Below are 16807 nucleotides of genomic sequence, written 5' to 3' on the forward strand. Positions count from 1 at the left end.
CATGACGGCCGAAGCCCCGCAGAGAAACGGAACCGACAGCTGATGATCAGAAACCGCAGGACGTTTTTCCGTCATATCGCAGCCGCTCTCGTCCTAACCGCCGCAACGCTCGGCACCGCCCCCGCGCGCGCCGATGCCGGATTCCAGAACTGGATCAACGAATTCTACACGACGGCCGCCAAGGCCGGCATCACCAAGGCGACCTATCGCCAAGCCTTCGCCGGCGTGAAGTCGCCCGACCAGACGGTCATCGAGAAGGCGAACTACCAGCCGGAGTTCAAGCACAAGATCTGGGAATACATCGATTCCCGCGTGAACCCCTACACCAAGCGCGTCGGCCAGGAGATGGCGACGAAGCACGCCCGCACCCTGAACGCGCTGGAAAAGCACTTCGGCGTCGACAAGACCATCCTGCTCGCGATCTGGTCGATGGAATCCAACTACGGCGCCGTGCTCGAGAAGGATGATCGCCTTCACTACGTGCCGCGCGCACTCGCCACCCTTGCCTATGCCGACCCGAAGCGCTCGAACTACGCCAAGAAGCAGCTGATCGCAGCGCTGAAGATCCTCCAGAGCGGCGACATCACGCCGCGCGAGCTGACTGGCTCCTGGGCGGGCGCCATGGGCCACACGCAATTCATCCCGACGAGCTACCTGCTCTATGCGGTTGACGCCGATGGCAATGGCCACCGCGACATCTGGAACTCGGTGCCGGATGCGCTGGCGACCGCCGCCAACCTCTTGAAGAAGAACGGCTGGCAGCCGGGCGAAACCTGGGGCTACGAAGTCGCGCCGCCGGCAAATGCCGCGAAATATTCCGGCCAGACAAAGACGCTTGCCGAATGGGCGTCGCTCGGCTTCGGCCGGCCAAACGGCAAGGGCTTCCGCAATGGCAGCATTCGCGCAGAACTCAAGCTGCCGAGCGGTGGCGAGGGTCCCGGCTTCCTGATGACCAAGAACTTCTTCGTCATCAAGCGCTACAACGCCTCCGACAGCTACGCTCTTGGCGTCGGCCTTCTTGCCGACCAGATCGCCGGCTACCAGGGTATGCAGCAGCGCTGGCCGCGTCCGGACGGCTCGCTCGACATCAGCGAGAAGTTCGAACTCCAGAACCGCCTGAAGGAGCTCGGCTACTACAGTGGCGAAGTCGACGGCAATTTCGGTTCCGGTTCGAAGGCCGCGATCCAGGCGTTCCAGTCGAAGAACGGCCTGCCGCCGGATGGACAGCCGACGCAGATGCTGCTGCGGGCATTGCGCAACTAGCGGGATCAAGCGGTTTTACGACCGCCACATCCGTGAGATAAATGACGAGAAGCGCGCCGCACCCCGTGCGGCGCGCTGAGACGTCACAGCGGCTTAAGGCCGCCCGAACTCGCTATGAACGGGCATAGAAGCAGATGACAAGCACGCGCCGCGCGCAACCGCACCGAACGCCCTTCGGGATTGCGACAATCTGCATTGCCGCGATGGCGATGGTCGTCGTCGGCCTTTTCGCGAGCTTTGCCGAAGCGCAGGAACGGGTCCAGCGGCGCACCCTGTTCCAGATGCTTTTCGGCGGCCTGTCGCGCGAACGACCGGTCTATGAGGACCGTGACTATTTTCCCGAGCAGCCGCGCCCCAAACGCCAGCGCCAGCAGCAACAGCAGCGCCAGAAGGGCCTGGGGCAACAGAAGCAGAAGCCGAAGGCCACCGATACACCGGCCGCCGCGCCGGTGGTGGTGGAGAAGGCACCGGACGCCAAGAAGGTTCTGGTCGTCGGCGACTTCATGGCCGGCAGCCTCGGCGACGGCCTGAAGACCGCCTTCGAGATGACACCCGGCATCGCCGTCGAGACACGGGCGAACGGCTCGTCCGGCCTGGTGCGCGAGGATTACTTCAACTGGCCGGGCACCCTTCCCGGCTACGTCGGTGAAGTAAAGCCATCGGTGATCATCATCAGCCTCGGCGCCAATGATCGGCAGCAGATGCAGATGGGCGACGTCAAGGAGAAGTTCCGCAGCGATCTCTGGACGGAAGAGTATCGCAAGCGCGTCAATGCGCTGGCGGCCCTTGCCCGCAAGGAGAAGCTGCCGGTTCTCTGGGTCGGCATGCCGCCGTTCCAGTCGGCTGCGATGACCGCCGACATGGTGACCTTCAACGGCATCTATCGAGAGGAAATCGAGAAGGTCGGCGGCCAGTTCGTCGACATCTGGGATGGCTTCGTCGACGAGGGCGGAAAATTCGTCCTGACCGGCTCCGACATCAACGGTCAGCAGGTTCGCCTGCGCGGCGCCGATGGCGTCAACCTCACCAAGGCCGGCAAGCGCAAGCTCGCTTTCTATGTCGAGAAGGACATTCGCCGGCTGCTCGGCGATGCCGCCGCGACCGACAAGAACGTGCCGGGAGCGGGAGAACTCAAGGACCTGGTGGTAACGGCACCGCTTGGCAACGAGGATATCGTCAAGACCCAGCCGATCGGCCTGACCGATCCGGCGCTGGATGGCGCCGGGTCGTTGCTTGGCAACGCCGCACCGGACAAGGGCAACGGCAAGAGCCCGCGCGACCTGCTGGTCGAGAAGGGCGATATCGCCGCCGCACCCGCGGGCCGCGTCGACGACTTCCGCCTGTCGAAGCCAAGTACGGTGATCAGCAATCCGGTGATCCGCAACTAAGGCATGTCGCGTAGAACGGTGCCGCCGTTTTGCGAAAACGACATCCGAAATATCCAGAGCCCAAGGAGCGAATCTGAAAGATCGCGACGCGCTTTGGAACCAGCCTCAGCCCAGGACTGCCGAGCCTTCGGCACGGTCCAAAAAAAGCCCCGCATCGCTGCGGGGCTTTTTTCATGCTTGGGAGTGAACGCTTATCGCGGCAGGGTCGTCGAGCCCATCAGCGCCTCGTCGATCGCCCGCGCCGCCTGGCGGCCCTCGCGGATCGCCCAGACGACGAGCGACTGGCCGCGACGCACGTCGCCGGCGGTCCAGAGCTTTTCGACCGAGGTCTTGTAGTCGCGCTCGTTGGCAACGACATTGGTCGAGCCGCGGCGGTCGGTGTTGAGCGTCAGCTTGCCGCCGAGATCCTTCAGCACGCTGTTGGTGAAGGGACCGCTGAAGCCGATAGCGATGAAGGCAAGATCCGCCTTGATGATGAACTCGGTGCCGGCGACCGGCTTGCGACGGTCATCCACCTGGCAGCACTTCACGCCGGTCAGGTTGCCGTCCTCGTCGCCAATGAACTCGAGTGTCGCCACCTGGAACTCGCGGATGGCGCCCTCGGCCTGGCTGGAGGAGGTGCGCATCTTCGTCGCCCAGAACGGCCAGACGGCGAGCTTGTCTTCCTTTTCCGGCGGCTGCGGACGGATGTCGAGCTGGGTCACCTTGACCGCGCCCTGGCGGAAGGCAGTGCCGACGCAGTCCGACGCAGTGTCGCCACCGCCGACAACGACGATGTGCTTGCCGCCGGCAAGGATCGGCTGCGACGGCCAGCCGACGCTGTCGATGTTCTCGCGGCCGACGCGGCGGTTCTGCTGGACGAGATAGGGCATGGCGTCATGCACGCCGGCGAACTGGACGCCCGGGATGCCCGCGTCGCGCGGCGTTTCCGAGCCGCCGCAGTAGAGCACGGCATCGTGGTCGTCGAGCAGGCGCTGCATCGGCACGTCGACGCCGACATTGATGCCGCAATGGAAGGTGACGCCCTCGCCCCGCATCTGGTCGACGCGACGGTCGATGAAGTTCTTCTCCATCTTGAAGTCCGGGATGCCGTAGCGCAAAAGGCCACCGGGCTTGGTCTCGCGCTCGTAGACGTGAACCTCGTGGCCGGCGCGGGCAAGCTGCTGGGCCGCTGCCATGCCGGCAGGTCCCGAGCCGATGATCGCGACCTTCTTGCCGGTTTTGGTAACGGCCGGCTGCGGCACGATGTAGCCCATCTCATAGGCCTTGTCGGCAATCGCCTGCTCGACCGTCTTGATCGCGACCGGCGTGTCTTCAAGGTTCAGCGTGCAGGCTTCCTCGCAGGGAGCCGGGCAGACGCGACCGGTGAATTCCGGGAAGTTGTTGGTCGAATGCAGGTTGCGGATCGCCTCATCCCAGTTGCCGTTGTAGACGAGGTCGTTCCAGTCCGGGATCTGGTTGTGCACCGGGCAGCCGGTCGGCCCATGGCAATAGGGAATGCCACAGTCCATGCAGCGAGCAGCCTGCTTCTGCACTTCCGGTTCTGACATCGGAATGGTGAATTCACGGAAATGGCGGATGCGGTCAGACGCCGGCTGGTACTTTGCCACTTGCCGGTCGATCTCGAGAAATCCAGTTACCTTACCCATCGTACTATCCTGAAAGCTTTGCGTCTGAACAGGCGCTTTTGACAAGCGCGCGTGAGAGGCCCCCGAACCAGTCTGTGATGAACCGGGAGCCTTGGTCACCGGGGCCTCCTATTCGGCCGCCTCTGCCATTTTCATGCGTTCCATATCCTCGAGCGCACGGCGGTACTCGACCGGCATGACCTTGCGGAATTTCGGCCGGTAATCCGTCCAGTGATCGAGGATCTCCTTCGCCCGGGGCGAACCCGTGTGGTGAAGGTGGTTGGATATCAGCTGGTAGAGCCGCTCCTCGTCGTGGCGCGTCATGTCGCCGGACACGTCAACCATGCCTTTATGCATGATGTCGCCGCCGTGATGATGCAGCTTCTCAAGCATGTCGTCCTCTTCCGGAACCGGCTGCAGCTCGACCATGGCCATGTTGCAGCGGCGAGCGAAATCGCCTTCCTCGTCGAGCACATAGGCGACACCGCCGGACATGCCGGCCGCAAAGTTGCGCCCCGTGCCGCCAAGCACGACGACGACGCCGCCGGTCATGTATTCGCAGCCGTGATCACCCACGCCCTCGACGACCGCGACCGCGCCGGAGTTGCGCACGGCGAAACGTTCGCCGGCGACGCCGTTGAAGTAGCACTCGCCCGAGATCGCGCCATAAAGCACGGTGTTGCCGACGATGATCGATTCCTGCGGAACGATCGTCGCGTTTTCCGGCGGCCGGACGATGATGCGACCGCCCGACAGACCCTTGCCGACATAGTCGTTGCCGTCGCCCACGAGGTCGAAGGTGATGCCGCGCGCCAGGAACGCGCCGAAGGACTGGCCCGCCGTGCCCTTGAGGGTCACGTGGATGGTGTCGTCCTTCAGGCCCTTGTGGCCCCAGCGCTTGGCAAGCGCACCGGCGAGCATCGCACCGGCCGACCGGTCGACGTTCTTGATCGCAGCTTCGATCTTCACCGGCGCCTTGGTTTCGAGCGCGACCTTGGCCTCCTCGATCAGCTTGCGGTCGAGAATGTCGTCGATCGGATGCTTCTGGCGCGTGGTCCAGTAGGTCTCTTCCTTCTTTGCTTCCACCTTGTGGAAAATCTTCGAGAAGTCGAGGCCGTTCGCCTTCCAGTGGGCAAGCGCACCGTCCTTTTCGAGCAGCTCGGACGCGCCGATGATCTCGTCGAGCTTCTTGACGCCAAGCGACGCTAGGATCTCGCGCACTTCTTCAGCGACGAAGAAGAAGTAGTTGATGACGTGCTCGGCCGTGCCCTTGAAGCGCTTGCGCAGCACCGGATCCTGGGTGGCCACACCGACGGGACAGGTGTTGAGGTGGCACTTGCGCATCATGATGCAGCCGGCGGCGATCAGCGGTGCGGTGGCGAAGCCGAACTCGTCGGCACCGAGCAGCGCACCGATGATGACGTCGCGTCCGGTCTTCAGGCCACCATCGACCTGAAGGGCGACGCGCGAACGCAGGCCGTTCAAGACCAGCGTCTGCTGGGTTTCGGCAAGGCCGATTTCCCACGGGCTGCCGGCATGCTTGAGCGAGGTCAGCGGCGAGGCGCCGGTACCGCCGTCGAAGCCGGCGACGGTGATGTGGTCGGCGCGCGCCTTGGCAACGCCAGCGGCAACCGTGCCGACGCCGACTTCCGAGACGAGCTTCACCGAGACGTCCGCTTCCGGATTGACGTTCTTCAGATCGTAGATCAGCTGCGCCAGGTCTTCGATCGAATAGATGTCGTGGTGCGGCGGCGGCGAGATCAGGCCGACGCCCGGTGTCGAATGGCGGGTCTTGGCAACCGTCGCATCGACCTTGTGGCCGGGCAGCTGGCCGCCTTCGCCGGGCTTGGCGCCCTGGGCGACCTTGATCTGCAGCATATCGGCGTTGACCAGGTATTCGGTGGTCACGCCGAAACGGCCGGACGCGATCTGCTTGATCGCCGAACGCTCGGGGTTAACAGAGCCGTCCGGCAGCGGCAGGTAGCGATCGCTTTCCTCGCCGCCCTCGCCGGTGTTCGACTTGCCGCCGATCCGGTTCATGGCGATGGCCAGCGTCGTGTGCGCCTCGCGGCTGATCGAGCCGAAGGACATGGCCCCGGTCGAGAAGCGCTTGACGATATCGGCGGCCGATTCCACCTCATCGACGGAGATCGGCTTGCGGCCGGCAGCCTCTGCACTCTTGACCGTGAACAGGCCACGGATCGTGTTCATCCTGAGCGCCGAGGTGTTCACCATCTCGGCAAACTCGCGGTAGCGGTCCTGAGCATTGCCGCGCACCGCATGCTGCAGCGAAGCGATCGCGTCCGGCGTCCAGGCATGGCTTTCGCCGCGCATGCGGTAGGCATATTCACCACCGATGTCGAGCGTGTTGGCGAGCACCGGATCGGCACCGAAGGCCGCCTTGTGGCGGGCGACGGTCTCGGCAGCGATCTCGTCCAGACCGATGCCTTCGATCGTCGTTGCCGTTCCGAAGAAGAACTGGTCGACAAGCTTCGACGACAGGCCGACGGCGTCGAAGATCTGCGCGCCGCAATAGGACTGGTAGGTCGAGATGCCCATCTTGGACATGACCTTGAGGATGCCCTTACCGACCGCCTTGATGTAGCGGTAGACCACTTCGCTGCCGTCGACTTCCTTCGGGAAGTCGCCGCGCTTGTGCATGTCGGTCAGCGTATCGAAGGCGAGATAGGGGTTGATCGCCTCGGCGCCGTAGCCGGCAAGCAGGCAGAAGTGATGCACTTCGCGCGGTTCGCCGGATTCGAGCACGATGCCGACCGAGGTGCGCAGGCCCTTGCGGATCAGGTGATGGTGCACAGCCGCGGTCGCAAGCAGCGCCGGGATCGCCACGCGGTCCGGCCCGACCTGACGGTCCGACAGCACGATGATGTTGTAGCCGCCCTTCACCGCCGCTTCCGCGCGCTCGCAGAGACGGTCGAGCATTTCCGGCATGCCTTCGGCACCGCGCGAAATGTCATAGGTGAAGTCGAGCGTCTTGGTGTCGAAGCGATCCTCTGTGTGACCGATCGAGCGGATCTTTTCGAGATCACCATTGGTCAGGATCGGCTGTCGCACTTCGAGCCGCTTGGCATGCGCCATGCCCTCGTGGTCGAGGATGTTCGGGCGCGGGCCGATGAAGGAGACGAGGCTCATCACCAGCTCTTCACGGATCGGGTCGATCGGCGGGTTGGTGACCTGCGCGAAGTTCTGCTTGAAGTAGGTGTAGAGCAGCTTGCGCTTGTCCGACATCGCCGAGATCGGCGTGTCGGTGCCCATCGAGCCGATCGCTTCCTGGCCGGTCGTCGCCATCGGCGACATCAGGATCTTGGTGTCTTCCAGCGTGTAGCCGAAGGCCTGCTGACGGTCGATCAGCGAGACGTCGCGGCGAAGCGCGCGCGGCTCGACCGGCTTCAGTTCTTCCAGGATGAGCTGGGTGTCCTCGAGCCACTTGCTGTAGGGGTGCTTCTGGGCAAGCGACGACTTCACCTCCTCGTCGGAGATGATGCGGCCCTGCTCCATGTCGATGAGCAGCATCTTGCCCGGCTGCAGGCGCCACTTCTTGACGATCTTGTCCTCGTCGACCGGCAGAACGCCGGCTTCGGACGCGAGAATGACGCGATCGTCAGAGGTGACAATGTAGCGGGCCGGACGCAGACCGTTGCGGTCGAGCGTGGCGCCGATCTGGCGACCATCGGTAAAGGCAACGGCCGCCGGTCCGTCCCACGGCTCCATCAAGGCTGCGTGGTATTCGTAGAACGCCTTGCGTTCGGGCGACATCAGCTGGTTTCCGGCCCAGGCTTCCGGGATCAGCATCATGACGGCATGCGACAGCGAATAACCGCCCTGAACCAGGAACTCGAGAGCGTTGTCGAAGCAGGCGGTGTCCGACTGGCCCTCATAGGAGATCGGCCAGAGCTTGGAGATGTCGTCGCCGAAGAGCGGCGAGGAGACCGACGCCTGGCGCGCCGCCATCCAGTTGACGTTGCCGCGCAGCGTGTTGATTTCGCCGTTGTGGGCGACCATGCGGTAGGGATGCGCGAGCTTCCACGACGGGAAAGTGTTGGTCGAGAAGCGCTGGTGAACGAGCGCCACCGCACTTTCGAACCGAGGATCGGCCAGGTCCTTGTAATAGGCGCCAACCTGGTATGCGAGGAACATGCCCTTGTAGACGATCGTCGAGGACGACAGCGACACGGGATAGAAGTTGCTCTCTTCGCCCTTGTATTCATCATAGATGCGGTTGGAGATCACCTTGCGGAGCGTAAAGAGGCGACGCTCGAACTCGGGGTTCGTGGCAGCATCGCGGCCGGCGCCGATGAAGATCTGGACGTGGCGCGGCTCGGTCGCTGCGATCTCGGGCGCCTTCGACAGCGACGAATTGTCGACCGGTACGTCGCGGTAGCCGATGAGCACCTGGCCCTCTTCGGCGACGACGTCCTTGATCACCTGCTTGAAGTGTTCGACGAGCGCATCGTCCTGCGGCATGAAGATGTGGCCGACGGCATATTCGCCGGCCTTCGGCAGGGTGATGCCCTGCTTCGCCATTTCCTCGCGGAAGAAGCGGTCGGGAATCTGCACGAGAATGCCCGCGCCGTCGCCCATCAGCGGATCGGCACCGACGGCACCGCGGTGCGTCAGGTTTTCGAGCATGAAGAGGCCGTCGCACACGATCTGGTGCGACTTCTGACCCTTCATATGCGCGACGAAGCCGACGCCGCAGGCGTCATGCTCGTTGCGCGGATCGTAGAGACCCTGTTTTCGCGGCAGGCCAGTCGGGAATGCGGGCGTTTTTTCAGCCGTCGCAACGCCGTGTGCGAGGTTGAGCCCAGATTGCTGTGATGGCGAATGATCCGTCATCGTTTTCCCTCCTGTTAAACCCGGCGACCGCCGGGCATGGCACCGCCCGCGCATGGCTCTTCGTTGCGTGCGAAGGCACGCCAAAAAGCCGGGGCATTCATCGTCTCATGATCCTGATCAGGTCGCAAATAAGCACGGCATCATCAGGCACTGATGTCTGCGACCATCCTGACGGCAGGCGATAACAACCGGATGAAATCCGGCAAATCCCCCTGCTGCGCACGCCGTCTGCCATTTTTTTAGGCACTCGCGGCGATTGTTCCGGTCCCTAGACCGAAATAGGACAGCAAACCTGTCCTATTTCATGTGCTCTATGCCAGAAACTACCCCCCTCTGCAAGAGGCATATCAGCAAATAATAGAGAAGATTTTGCCGAACATTGCCGGAAATTTCCGGCTTTTATAATTTAATTACGGCTTGCCGGCGTTTTCTTCCTTTTGGTTTCAAACTGGTCTCCTGTTGGCCTTTGAGCTGCCAACCGTGATTGATCCCGTAGAGAACTCGGCTAAGGTCGGTTGAATCCGTCAAAACGACGGTGAAACAGAGTGAGAAGTGATGATTTTTTCGTCTGATAACTGGGCCGGCGCCCATCCCGCGATTGCCGAAAGCCTGATGGCGCATGCCGGCGGCTATGCGTCTGCCTATGGGACCAGCGACCTTGATCGGAAGGTGGAAAAAAAGTTCGCCGAGATATTCGAACGAGATGTCGCCGTCTTCTTCGTCGGCACGGGAACGGCTGCCAATTCTCTGGCACTTGCGAGTGCCTACCGGGCGGGTGGCCTCACCTTCTGCCATCGCGAAGCGCATGTCATCGCCGACGAATGCGGCGCACCGGAATTCTTCTCGCACGGCGCCAGGCTGAAGCCCGTCGACGGTCCCCGCGGCAAGATGGAGGCCGCACGGCTGGAAGCCGAGATCCGGCGCTATCCATCGGACAACGTCCATGGGGGCCAACCGGCGGCGGTCTCGCTGACCCAGGCAACGGAAAGCGGCACGGTCTATTCGCTCGCGGAGATCGAGGCGATCGCGGCCGTTGCCAAGGCGCACAAGCTGCCGCTGCACATGGATGGCGCCCGCTTCGCCAACGCGCTCGTCGGCCTCGGCGCAACGCCCGCCGAAATGACCTGGAAGCGTGGCGTCGATCTCGTCTCCTTCGGCGGCACCAAGAACGGCTGCTGGTGCGCCGAGGCGTTGGTGCTCTTCGACCTCTCGAAAGCGCATGAGATGCATTTCCTGCGCAAGCGTTCGGCCCAGCTCTTCTCCAAGTCGCGCTTCGTCTCGGCGCAGTTCGACGCCTATTTTGCCGGCGATCTCTGGCTGAACCTCGCACGCCATTCCAATGCAATGGCCACCCGCCTTGCCGAGGGAATCTCCGCCTCGAAGACGAGCCGGCTCGCCTGGCAGGCGGATGCCAACGAGGTCTTCCCGATCCTGAGGAAGGACGTGGCAGCGAAGCTGAGACAGCAGGGAGCTGTCTTCTATGACTGGCCGGTACCCCACGACCTCGATGGAAGCCTTACGCCGGACGAAGGTCTCTACCGGCTGGTGACCAGCTTCGCGACGAAGGCCGATGACGTCGACCGGTTCGTTGCCGGCTGCTGAAGCAATTCCAGGAAAATGGTGAACGCTTAGTTCTGTAAGCGACACGCCTTGAGAAACCGAACCATCCCGCTGCCTGAGCGGGATGGTACATCCACATCAAGCCTGCCCCTGCAGTGTCCTCACATTGGAGAGAATCTCGACCGAAAGTGCTGCACTCAGTTTCCGGTCGACGCCCTTGCTCGGCACCAGCACGAATTCCACGTCTTCAAGCGGCGGCAGGGCGCCGGCGGGTATCTCCTTCAGCCCCGACGGCACCATGCTGCGCGGCTGCACCAGCACGCCCATGCCGGCGCGGGCAGCCGCCGTCAGGCCGCTGAGACTGCCGCAGGTGCAGACGATGCGCCACGGCAAGCGATGCCGGTCGAGCACTTCGAGCGCGACGCTGCGCGTGATGCTCGGCGGCGGAAAGGCGATCAGTGGCAGCACCTTGTCCCGCCGGATCCTCTCGGGGTCACGCGCCAGCCAGACGAGCGGCTCGCGATAGACGAGTTCGCCCCTGAGGTCGCCGAGCCTTCGCTTGGCAAGCACGAGATCGATCTCGCCATTGTCCTGCATCTGGTAGAGCACGCCGCTCAAGGCGACGGTCAGTTCAAGATCGACCGACGGATGGGCGCGGACGAAATCTTCGAGAACCGCTGGCAACCGGCTCATGACGAAGTCCTCGGAAACGCCGAGGCGCAGGCGACCGCGCAGGCTGCTTTCGGCAAAAAGCGCCCGCACCTCGCCGTCGATCGCCAGCATCGAGCGGGCATGGGCAAGCAACGCCTGACCGTCCGCGGTCAGCGATACGCGGTGCGTATCACGGGCAACGAGCGTCCGTCCGAGCGAGGCCTCAAGCCTTTGAATATGCTGGCTCACCGTCGATTGCCCGAGCGACAGTTTCTCCGCCGCGAGCGTGAAGCTGCCCATTTGCTCGAGGGCGACGAAGCTGCGCAACTGCACGAGATCCAGCATGGCTCATCTCATTTCGTGATAACTGTTATTCCTTGCATCCTGCTTCATAATGCGTGATCCCGGCAAGACGTTTGATGACGAGCAAGTGACCTGATATGCGCCGCTACCTACCCGATACGTTCACGATCCTGCTTCTCGCGACAGTGCTCTTCGCATCCGTCCTGCCGATCCACGGAGAGGCAACCGTCTGGTTCGGCATGGCGACGAAGGTGGCCGTCGGCATGGTGTTCTTCCTGCACGGTGCGCGCCTGTCACGCGATGTGGTGATCGCCGGTATCCTGCACTGGCGGCTGCACCTGACGATCCTTGCCTCCACCTTCGCACTGTTCCCGCTGATCGGCCTTGCGATCGGATTCGTCCCGGACTCGATCCTGCCGCAGTCGCTCTACACCGGCATCCTCTTCCTCTGCGTGCTGCCCTCGACGGTGCAATCCTCGATCGCCTTCACCTCGATGGCCGGCGGCAACGTGCCGGCGGCCATCTGCTCGGCGTCTGCCTCCAACATCTTCGGCATGTTCCTGACGCCACTGCTCGTGGGGCTGCTCTTTTCCGCGGGTGGACATGGCGGCGTGACGCTCGATGCGCTGGAGCAGATCCTGCTGCAACTGCTTGCACCCTTCATCGTCGGGCAATTGCTGCAGCCCTGGATTGGCAACTGGATCCGCGCGCGCAAGGGGCTGCTGGCACCCGTCGATCGTGGCTCGATCCTGATGGTCGTCTATCTTGCCTTCAGCCAGGCGGTAACATCAGGCCTTTGGCAGACCTATTCGCTGAGCGATCTTGGCATCCTTGTTGTCATCGAGATCATCATGCTGGCGCTGGTCCTTGCCGTCACCATGTTCGGCAGCCGCCTGCTCGGCTTCGACAAGGCCGACGAGATCGCCATCACCTTCTGCGGCTCGAAGAAGAGCCTCGCGAGCGGCGTCCCGATGGCGAGCGCCATCTTCGTAGGCCAGAACATCGGCGCGATCGTGCTGCCGGTCATGCTGTTCCACCAGATCCAGCTGATGGCCTGCGCCGTGATTGCCCAGCGCTATGCCGCCAAGAAGGCAGCAGACGCCTCCGCCGTGGCGGTACCGGCGCAGTCCTGATCCGACAAACGAAATATCCTGACCGACAAAAAACGGCGTCCCTTTGGGGACGCCGCTCTTTGTGGGAGGCCTGTTCACGCCCTAATCGGGCATGGCGTTAGAGGCTCTGGGCCTCGATCTGCTTGGCTTGAGAGGCGACCGACGCGATCTCGATCCGGCGCGGCTTGGCGGCTTCCGGGATCTCGCGGGTAAGGTCGATGTGCAGCAAGCCGTTCTTCAGCGAAGCGGACTTGATCTCCACGTGATCGGCGAGCTGGAAGCGGCGCTCGAAAGCGCGCTTGGCAATGCCGCGATGGAGAAACTGGCTTTCTTCACCCTTTTCCTCGGCCTTTTCACCCTTGACCGTCAGCGTGTGCTCACGGGCTTCGATCGAAAGCTCGCTCTCGTCAAAGCCGGCAACGGCCATGGTGATGCGGTAGGCGTTTTCGCCGGTGCGCTCGATGTTGTAGGGCGGATAGGTCTGGGCTTCACCCGGCTGGCCGAGGCTGTCGAGCATCGTGAACAGGCGATCGAAGCCAACGGTGGAACGGTAAAGGGGAGAGAAATCGAAGTGACGCATTGTGTCCTCCTGGGAGCAACGGTTTGCGATGTCTGGTCGGCCACCCCATTCTGGCAGCGGCGAGACCGGTGAACGGACCCGTCTTCGGCGCCCGTGACCCTGATTTGGGGAGGCAAATTCGCGACTTCAAGACGCGAGCGCTGACGATTTTCGCGTGAACCCGAAATGAATGACCGCTTCGGCTTCCGTTCAGCCCCGGAGGGCTAGAAAGAAACTCTGGGCGGCAACTCCCAGGCTGAAGTGATAAGTCCCTTCCTCTTCAGCGGCCGGAAACGGTGATCGTCCGGATTTCACCCACCGTTTCCGGCTTTTTTCTTTGACGGCGAAGACCCTGCCGCCTATCCCTTGATGATATCGATCAACTCGCTCTTCTCGGTCGCAACGACGTCATGACCTCGATCCTCCACTCGACACCGGACAATCCGATCCCGGAGAACCACGTGGCGGGATTCTTCGACGGTGTCGGCGGCCGCAAGATCCGCTACGCGATCTTCAAGACGAAACAGCCGGTGGCCCGCGGCACGGTCGTCCTGCTGCAGGGCCGCAACGAATCGATCGAGAAATATTTCGAGACGATCGCCGAACTCACGGCAGCCGGTCTCTGGGTCGCGACCTTCGACTGGCGCGGCCAGGCGGGCTCGGAGCGGCTGCTGCTGCACCCGGGCCGCGGCTACGTCGACCACTTCTCCGACTATGAGCGCGACCTCAGCACCTTCCTCGAGCAGATCGTGTTGCCGGATACGCGCCTGCCCTTCTCGATCGTCGCCCATTCCATGGGTGCGCTCGTTGCCCTGTCGCTGGCGCCGATGCTCGCAAGCCGAATCGACCGGCTGGTGGTCCTCGCACCCTTCGTCGGCCTCGGCGGACAGGCGCTCGGCGAGCGCAGCATTGCTGCGGTTGCGACCCTCATGCGTTGCATCGGCCTTGGCACCCTGCCGGCCCATCCCGACAAGGGCAACCGCCCGTTCGAAAACAACGTGCTGACAGCGGACCGCCGCCGCTACCTGCGCAACATCGCGCTGACCGACACGCATCCGGAACTGAGGCTTGGCCCACCGACGGCGCGCTGGCTGAGCGAGGCCTTCCGCGCCATGCGCCGCGTCATCCGTCGTGAGCATCTGACGCGCATCACCCTGCCGACGATCATCCTGGCGCCGACGGCGGACCGTCTTGTGCCCCATCTCGCCGTCGAGTGGCTGGCGCGCAATTTCCGCGCCGCCCAGATGATCCCGATCGACGGCGCCCGCCACGAACTGTTGCACGAAGCGGATCGTTATCGCGCCCAGGCGATGGCAGCGATCCTTGCCTTCATCATCCCCGAAGAGGGTGACGAACGCGAAACGTCCGCGGCCTGACGACCCAGATCGCAGCCTAAACATTTGATTCTACGATTTTCTCCCGTAGGAGTAGCGGCGCGGTGCAGCCTCAGCCGTTGAGGATTTCCAGCGCCTGCGCATGCAACTCGGCGCTACCTGCGGCGACGACTTCGCCGCCCATTTCCGCGGGGCCACCCTGCCAGTTGGTGATGATGCCGCCGGCCTGCTCGATCAACGGGATCAGACCACCGACGTCATAGGGCTTCAACCCACATTCGATCACCAGGTCGATATGACCGGCGGCCAGAAGGGCGAAGGCGTAGCAATCGCAGCCGTAGCGGAACAGCCGAACCTTGTTCTGCACCGCCTCGTACTTGGTCTTGAAGTCGCCCGTGTAGAGATGCGGCGAGGTCGTAAACAACACCGCGTCCGAAAGCGAATTGCAGGCTCGCGTCGAAAGCACCTGCTCGCCACCCGGTCCGCGGTAGCTCGTCGTCTTGCCGTCGGCGAAATAGCGCTCGCCGGTGAAGGGTTGGTCCATCAGGCCCATGACCGCTTCACCATGGCGATAGAGACCGATCAGCGTGCCCCAGACCGGCAGGCCCGAAATGAAGGCGCGGGTGCCGTCGATCGGGTCGATGACCCAGACATACTCTCGGTCGAGCCCGACATTGCCATGCTCTTCGCCGAGGATGCCGTGTTCCGGGAAATGCTTCTCGATCAGTGCGCGGATCGCCGCTTCCGCCGATTGGTCCGCCTCCGTTACCGGATCGAAGCCGGCTTCGAGCTTGTTGACCACGCTGGTGCCGATCCGGAAACGCGGCAGGGTCTCAGCCTTGGCGGCATCGGCAAGGCGATCGAAGAAGGCGCGGTCAGGCAGCATGGCGATCTCTCTCGGAAGACGGACGAAGGAAGGTTTGTCCTGCATAGACGAAATTTATCGAAAGGCAAACGAGCTGATGCGATGGCAGAGGCGGCCAAATAGCCTGTGTTTTCAGATTTCTAGCGTTTCAATCGGTTCAGATGCCGCTTTCGACTGAAAAATCTTTGATGCACCGCAAAAGTTTTCACTGCTTTAACTTGACATTTGTGCAGTGCAATATTAAGGTTTGGGTACAGTCACCTGTGACTGTAAATACCCTCCTTGGGTGTTTCCTCCCTAGACTTGACCGCGCCGTTGGCGCGGTTTTTTTTGAAGCTCCCCGACCGAAATCTTTGAAGTCATTCCGCCGCGAGCGGGAGGTAGGCGCCGTAGTCTTCGACATGGCGGGCAAGCGACGCGATGAAGGTTGTGAGATCCGCGACCAAGGCGCCGAAGCCGGGCTTGCGCACCAGCGTCATCTCGTCGACATAGAGCGCCCGATTGATCTCGATCTGCAGTGCATGCAGCCCCCGTGTCGGTCGACCGTAGTGCTCGGTGATGAAACCGCCGGCGTAGGGCTTGTTGCGCACGACGCTGTAGCCGAGTTTCTGCAACAGGTCGACCGCAGCGCGCGACAGCTCCCCCGCGGCACTCGTCCCGTAGCGGTCGCCGATGATGAAGTCGGGACGCTGGGCGCTGCCGGGCAGATGCACGTTGCCGGGCATCGAATGGCAATCGATCAGCACCGACAGCCCGAACTGCACATGGGTGCGCGCAATCAGTTTGCGCAGGGTGGCATGGTAGGGCTTGTAGATCGTCTCGATCCGCGTCAGCGCGTCTTCGACAGGCACGCGTCCGCGGTAGATTTCCATGTTCTCGGCCACCAGCCGCGGGATCGTGCCGAGCCCACCTGCAACGCGCATCGAACTGATGTTGGCGTGCGGCGGCAGCGGACCGTCGAACATGCGCGGGTCAAGCTCATAGGGCTCTCGGTTGACGTCGAGGAACGCGCGCGGGAAATGCGCCAGCAGCATCGGCGCGCCGAGAAAAGTCGCGTTCTGGAACAGCTCATCGACATAGTGATCTTCCGACCGGCGAATCGAAACGGCATCGAGCCGCGACTGATCGAGAAAACTCTGGGGATAGGACCGGCCGCTATGCGGTGAATTGAACACAAAGGGAATGCGCTGGATCGGAGGTTCCAGGACCTCGAACAGTTCCCTCTCCGCAATTTCCCCCATCTGAACCCTTTTTTACCATATGCGGTTCTTACAATTGTCATCATGTTGC

Annotated in this window: 11 protein-coding genes; 5 read left to right on the top strand and 6 right to left on the bottom strand. The window is 62.7% G+C overall.

What is annotated here, in order from left to right:
- Positions 1-42: 42 nt before the first annotated feature.
- Both PWG15_RS15670 and PWG15_RS15675 read left to right on the top strand, forming a co-directional pair.
- A complete protein-coding gene (locus tag PWG15_RS15670) occupies positions 43-1263 on the top strand; it encodes a lytic murein transglycosylase (RefSeq protein ID WP_275021373.1) in 1221 nt (406 codons plus the stop codon).
- 134 nt (positions 1264-1397) lie between these two features.
- Entirely contained in the window at positions 1398-2651 is a 1254-nt protein-coding gene (locus PWG15_RS15675; RefSeq protein ID WP_275021375.1) for an SGNH/GDSL hydrolase family protein, read from the top strand.
- Positions 2652-2842: 191 nt separating this feature from the next.
- On the opposite strand, the gene PWG15_RS15680 is transcribed toward PWG15_RS15675, so the two are convergent.
- Positions 2843-4300: a glutamate synthase subunit beta gene (locus PWG15_RS15680; protein WP_275021377.1), complete on the bottom strand. Its 1458-nt coding sequence runs from the start codon at positions 4298-4300 to the stop codon at positions 2843-2845.
- Between the two features lie 108 nt (positions 4301-4408).
- On the bottom strand, positions 4409-9133 hold the full coding sequence (gene gltB, locus PWG15_RS15685; RefSeq protein ID WP_275021379.1) for a glutamate synthase large subunit: 4725 nt from the start codon (positions 9131-9133) through the stop codon (positions 4409-4411).
- Positions 9134-9688: 555 nt separating this feature from the next.
- Between gltB and PWG15_RS15690 the strand changes: the two genes are divergently transcribed.
- Positions 9689-10735, top strand: coding sequence for a threonine aldolase family protein (locus tag PWG15_RS15690; protein ID WP_275021381.1), 1047 nt, complete (start codon positions 9689-9691; stop codon positions 10733-10735).
- A gap of 96 nt (positions 10736-10831) precedes the next feature.
- Here the strand turns inward: PWG15_RS15690 and PWG15_RS15695 are convergent, their stop codons facing one another.
- Positions 10832-11689 carry a LysR substrate-binding domain-containing protein gene (locus PWG15_RS15695; protein WP_275021382.1) on the bottom strand — a complete coding sequence of 286 codons (858 nt, stop codon included), beginning with the start codon at positions 11687-11689 and terminating at the stop codon, positions 10832-10834.
- A gap of 95 nt (positions 11690-11784) precedes the next feature.
- Here PWG15_RS15695 and PWG15_RS15700 point away from each other — a divergent pair, with 95 nt between their 5' ends.
- The gene (locus PWG15_RS15700) at positions 11785-12780 is read left to right on the top strand and encodes a bile acid:sodium symporter family protein (RefSeq protein WP_275021384.1); all 996 of its coding nucleotides are present in this window, start codon (positions 11785-11787) and stop codon (positions 12778-12780) included.
- 97 nt (positions 12781-12877) lie between these two features.
- Here PWG15_RS15700 and PWG15_RS15705 read toward each other — a convergent pair whose 3' ends face one another.
- Positions 12878-13339, bottom strand: a complete 462-nt coding sequence (locus PWG15_RS15705; protein ID WP_275021386.1) for an Hsp20 family protein — start codon at positions 13337-13339, stop codon at positions 12878-12880.
- A gap of 389 nt (positions 13340-13728) precedes the next feature.
- Here PWG15_RS15705 and PWG15_RS15710 point away from each other — a divergent pair, with 389 nt between their 5' ends.
- Entirely contained in the window at positions 13729-14694 is a 966-nt protein-coding gene (locus PWG15_RS15710; RefSeq protein WP_275021388.1) for an alpha/beta fold hydrolase, read from the top strand.
- A gap of 70 nt (positions 14695-14764) precedes the next feature.
- Here PWG15_RS15710 and hisN read toward each other — a convergent pair whose 3' ends face one another.
- Together hisN and PWG15_RS15720 are read right to left on the bottom strand one after the other, a co-directional pair.
- Positions 14765-15538, bottom strand: coding sequence for a histidinol-phosphatase (gene hisN, locus PWG15_RS15715; RefSeq protein WP_275021389.1), 774 nt, complete (start codon positions 15536-15538; stop codon positions 14765-14767).
- A gap of 338 nt (positions 15539-15876) precedes the next feature.
- A complete protein-coding gene (locus PWG15_RS15720) occupies positions 15877-16758 on the bottom strand; it encodes an N-formylglutamate amidohydrolase (protein ID WP_275021392.1) in 882 nt (293 codons plus the stop codon).
- Positions 16759-16807: the final 49 nt, after the last annotated feature.

The organism is Ensifer adhaerens (assembly GCF_028993555.1).
GTDB lineage: Bacteria > Pseudomonadota > Alphaproteobacteria > Rhizobiales > Rhizobiaceae > Ensifer > Ensifer adhaerens_I.

Excerpts from the sequence above, each read along its gene's own strand:
- PWG15_RS15670 (WP_275021373.1), top strand. The coding sequence starts at position 43 with ATGATCAGAAACCGCAGGACGTTTTTCCGTCATATCGCAGCCGCTCTC.
- PWG15_RS15675 (WP_275021375.1), top strand. The coding sequence starts at position 1,398 with ATGACAAGCACGCGCCGCGCGCAACCGCACCGAACGCCCTTCGGGATT.
- PWG15_RS15680 (WP_275021377.1), bottom strand. The coding sequence starts at position 4,300 with ATGGGTAAGGTAACTGGATTTCTCGAGATCGACCGGCAAGTGGCAAAG.
- gltB (WP_275021379.1), bottom strand. The coding sequence starts at position 9,133 with ATGACGGATCATTCGCCATCACAGCAATCTGGGCTCAACCTCGCACAC.
- PWG15_RS15690 (WP_275021381.1), top strand. The coding sequence starts at position 9,689 with ATGATTTTTTCGTCTGATAACTGGGCCGGCGCCCATCCCGCGATTGCC.
- PWG15_RS15695 (WP_275021382.1), bottom strand. The coding sequence starts at position 11,689 with ATGCTGGATCTCGTGCAGTTGCGCAGCTTCGTCGCCCTCGAGCAAATG.
- PWG15_RS15700 (WP_275021384.1), top strand. The coding sequence starts at position 11,785 with ATGCGCCGCTACCTACCCGATACGTTCACGATCCTGCTTCTCGCGACA.
- PWG15_RS15705 (WP_275021386.1), bottom strand. The coding sequence starts at position 13,339 with ATGCGTCACTTCGATTTCTCTCCCCTTTACCGTTCCACCGTTGGCTTC.
- PWG15_RS15710 (WP_275021388.1), top strand. The coding sequence starts at position 13,729 with ATGACCTCGATCCTCCACTCGACACCGGACAATCCGATCCCGGAGAAC.
- hisN (WP_275021389.1), bottom strand. The coding sequence starts at position 15,538 with ATGCTGCCTGACCGCGCCTTCTTCGATCGCCTTGCCGATGCCGCCAAG.
- PWG15_RS15720 (WP_275021392.1), bottom strand. The coding sequence starts at position 16,758 with ATGGGGGAAATTGCGGAGAGGGAACTGTTCGAGGTCCTGGAACCTCCG.